Genomic DNA, 3,642 nt, shown 5'->3' on the forward strand with positions numbered 1-3,642 from the left:
TATCGTTAAGGTTTGTAAAGGGGTTTAGCGACAGTTAAACTGATGACTGTGATTAGGAAAGCTGATGAAAGGAGAGACAGGGGCGTAGCTTGCGGGGCGCGACGCCATCGCCAGAAGTTTTGTTAAGAAAGTTGAGGGTTTTGCTTTCTGTGGGTCAGCTCGTGATACCTTTCTAAAACCTGAAAGCGGGAAAGTCCGGTGCAATTCCGGCGCTGTGCCGCAACTGTAAAAGTCAGAATGCCGATTTCGGGGGCGCTTTGTGGGCGTTTACTTTTGGATTCCCTGCGTAGCACGGGGAGGAGATTATTTGTTAGCTTTGACTGATTTGCCGACTTGTCCGGGTTTATTTTACGGTTCCCAAGCCCGAGACGGAGTTTTATCGAGAATGCGGATTCCGGGGGGAATTTTAAACGCGCAGCAGTGTCGGACGATCGCCGATGTGGCTGATCAATACAGTACCGGCTGTTTGCAAGTGACAAATCGGGCAAATTTGCAAATCCGAGAAGTGAACTCGGAAATTGCCCCGGAAGTCTGGAACCGCTTGCAGGAATTGGGGATAGCCTCTCGCCGCGTTGAAGTTGACCCGATTCGCAATATTATGGCAAGCCCGACAGCAGGGATCGATCGCCAGCAGTTACTGGATACTCGCCCGCTAGTGAAAGCTTGGGATGATTACCTGCAAACACATTCCGAGTTGTCGGAACTTTCGCCTAAGTTCAGTATTGGCTTGGATGGTGGGGAATCGGTTTCGATCCAGGCTTTACGCAACGATATTTTATTAGCTGCTGAAGGGCTTTCAACCCAATCAGAAATCTTTTTTCGGCTGCATTTAAACGGCGATACAGGAATTTTAATCCCAGAATCGCAATGTATTTCAGTATTAGCCGCCCTCGCTAGCACCTATCTTGAATACACCAAAAATCGACCTCGAATTGATGGCAAAAAACCGCGTTTGCGTCACCTGCTGGCAGATTGGGGCGCTGAACGTTATCTAGAAAGGGTACAGCAGAATTTACCATTTTTATGGCAATTCACATCTTGCACCTTTCCCAAAAACAGCCAAGATGCCTGTTCCACAAAGAGTGAATTTCCTTGTGGGGTGGGCATCTTGCCCGCCCGATCGATCGACTTTCCCAAAAACAGGCAAGATGCCTGTTCCACAAAGAGTGAATTTCCTTGTGGGGTGGGCATCTTGCCCGCCCGATCGATCGACTCATCTGCAGGGGCGATCGAACAATCCCGACATCTCGGCATCCACCCTCAGCGACAGTCGGATTTATCCTACATGGGAATTGCACTGCCTCTGGGTAGGCTAGAATCAAAGCAACTGCGGAATTTGGCAAATTTAGCCAAAAATCTAGCCAGCGGTACCCTGAGACTTACGCCGTGGCAAAATCTGTTGATTTCTGATATCCCCAACTCCCAGCTTTTTGAGGTAAAACAGCAAATCGCCGATTTGGGATTGCACTCGTCGGCGACTCGCCTAGATTCGTGCTTGGTGGCTTGTGCCGGCAGCAGCGGCTGTGCGTCGGCGGCGACAGATACTCAAAGTCACGCCCTAGCAATGGTGAGGGATTTAGCGCAAAAATTGACGATTGACCTGCCGATTAACATTCATTTCAGCGGTTGCCAAAAGTCCTGCGCCCAGCACCAGCCAATTGATATCACGCTGGTGGGAATTCAGATTGAGCGAGGACACGAGACGATCGAAGGTTACGACATTTATGCGGGTAGAAAAGATTTGCCCTTCGGACGACCAATTTTTCAGGCGGTGAGTGCGATCGAGATGCCCCGTGCGATCGAGCGAATGTTGCAGGTGTATCAGCGGTTGCGAGAGCCATTGGAGTCATTTGGTGAGTTTATCGATCGGCGGGCGATCGACCAATTGCAGGAGTTGTTGAGTACCGAAAATCGGAATAGAAAGAGAAAAAACATCCCATGAAAACAGACAAATTTTAAGCATTTCTCTTTCTATCTCTCTTGATATTTCTTCCTTCGCGTCCTTTGCGCCTTCGCGGTTCATTCAAAAAATCTCTTTCACAAATCCCACAAAATTCCCATAGCAGTTTTAAACAATGATTGACTACATTCGAGACGGAACAGAAATCTACACCAAATCCTTCGCCACAATTCGAGCCGAAGCAGATTTGTCAAGCTTGCCGCCCGATTTAGAATCGGTAGCCGTGCGACTAATTCACAGTTGTGGCATGACCGATATTGTTACAGATTTAGCAGCTTCCCCCGGTGCAGCCACCTACGGACGCCAAGCCCTCGCCGGAGGTGCGCCTATTCTCTGCGATGCCCGGATGGTGGCCGAAGGCATCACTCGCAAACGCCTTCCCGCTGACAATCCGGTGATTTGCACCCTCTGGCATTCCGAAATCCCGGAGTTGGCGCGGCAAATGGGAAATACTCGATCGGCTGCGGCGCTTGATTTATGGCTGGATAACTTGCAGGGTGCGGTTGTGGCAATTGGCAATGCCCCGACTGCTTTGTTCCGACTACTGGAAATGTTGGATGCCGGAGCACCCAAACCGGCTTTAATTCTGGGTTTCCCGGTAGGATTTGTGGGGGCTGCCGAATCCAAAGCCGAACTCGCTGCCAACAGTCGGGGAGTGCCATTTATTACGTTGCACGGGCGGCGCGGTGGCAGTGCAATGGCAACGGCAGCCGTGAATGCGTTAGCGAAAAAGGATGAATTATGACTAAGGCTACTGGTAAATTGTACGGTTTGGGTATTGGCCCTGGCGATCCAGAATTGATTACTTTGAAAGCTTATCGGATTTTGCAATCGGTGCCGGTGATTGCCTATCCGGCGATGGAAAATGGTAAGGTGCTGGCGCGGGCGATCGTCGCAGATTATCTGCGCCCGGAGCAAATTGAGATTCCGATGCCGTTGCCTTTTAGTCCGACGCGATCGTCTCAACCTTATTATGATATTGCTGCCGAGAAAATTGCCGCCCATCTGAGCGAGGGACAGGATGTGGCAGTGCTATGTGAGGGCGAGCCTTTTCTCTACGGCTCGTTTATGTATCTATTCAACCGTTTGTCCGGGACATTTACCACTGAAGTTGTGCCGGGAATTTCTTCCACAATGGCGAGTGCTGCTGCGTTGGGAGTGCCGCTAACTTATCGTAACGATGTGTTAAGTATTATGCCTGCGACGCTGGATGCTGAGGTTTTGCGCGATCGACTGGCGGTTGTTGATGCTGCTGTGATTATTAAACTGGGCCGGCATTTTGCGAAAGTCCGGGACGTACTGATTGAGTTGGGACAGTTCGATCGAGCATTGTATATAGAACGCGCAACTATGCCGAATCAGCGAATTCGGGCGATCGCAGATGTCGAGCCCGCTGAAGTTCCCTATTGGGCTCTCATTATGATACCTAGCCAGCAAAAGTCTGTATCTTAATATTTCCATGCCTGAAGGCGACGCGCTTCCAGGCTTTACCTACTTTTTTGTGCATTCTTACCTCTTTATCCTGTTTTATTCATATTGATAACTTAACCTTATAACTTACATCAGTTAATCTGTTGTTAAAAAACTTTACAAACCTGAGAATATGCTTTATGTTTATTTACATGGCGGAACACAAAGCCGTCACGAACATTGAAAACCAAATAAAGCAATCATAAACAAAT

The 3,642-nt window shown here is 49.2% G+C and carries 3 protein-coding genes and 1 riboswitch; all 3 genes read left to right on the forward strand.

From position 1 onward, the window contains the following. The first annotated feature begins 171 nt into the window (after positions 1 to 171). A riboswitch (adenosylcobalamin-variant (AdoCbl-variant) riboswitch) is annotated at positions 172 to 251 on the forward strand. An 8-nt stretch (positions 252 to 259) separates the two neighbouring features. The 3 genes from cobG (at position 260) to QUA16_RS36025 (ending at position 3,412) form a co-directional block, all read left to right on the forward strand. Beyond that, positions 260 to 1,942: a precorrin-3B synthase gene (cobG, locus tag QUA16_RS36015; RefSeq protein ID WP_333103625.1), complete on the forward strand. Its 1,683-nt coding sequence runs from the start codon at positions 260 to 262 to the stop codon at positions 1,940 to 1,942. A gap of 133 nt (positions 1,943 to 2,075) precedes the next feature. Then, positions 2,076 to 2,705, forward strand: coding sequence for a precorrin-8X methylmutase (locus QUA16_RS36020; protein WP_333103626.1), 630 nt, complete (start codon positions 2,076 to 2,078; stop codon positions 2,703 to 2,705). Then, on the forward strand, positions 2,702 to 3,412 hold the full coding sequence (locus tag QUA16_RS36025) for a precorrin-2 C(20)-methyltransferase (RefSeq protein WP_333103627.1): 711 nt from the start codon (positions 2,702 to 2,704) through the stop codon (positions 3,410 to 3,412). The genes QUA16_RS36020 and QUA16_RS36025 overlap by 4 nt, the downstream gene beginning before the upstream one ends. The last annotated feature ends 230 nt before the right edge of the window (positions 3,413 to 3,642 follow it).

Origin of the sequence: Microcoleus sp. S13_C3 (assembly GCF_036700905.1) — a bacterium.
Classification (GTDB): domain Bacteria; phylum Cyanobacteriota; class Cyanobacteriia; order Cyanobacteriales; family Microcoleaceae; genus Microcoleus.

What these genes read in the sequence shown, in the direction of transcription:
- QUA16_RS36020 (WP_333103626.1), top strand. Translation starts at nt 2,076, where the DNA reads ATGATTGACTACATTCGAGACGGAACAGAAATCTACACCAAATCCTTC.
- QUA16_RS36025 (WP_333103627.1), top strand. Translation starts at nt 2,702, where the DNA reads ATGACTAAGGCTACTGGTAAATTGTACGGTTTGGGTATTGGCCCTGGC.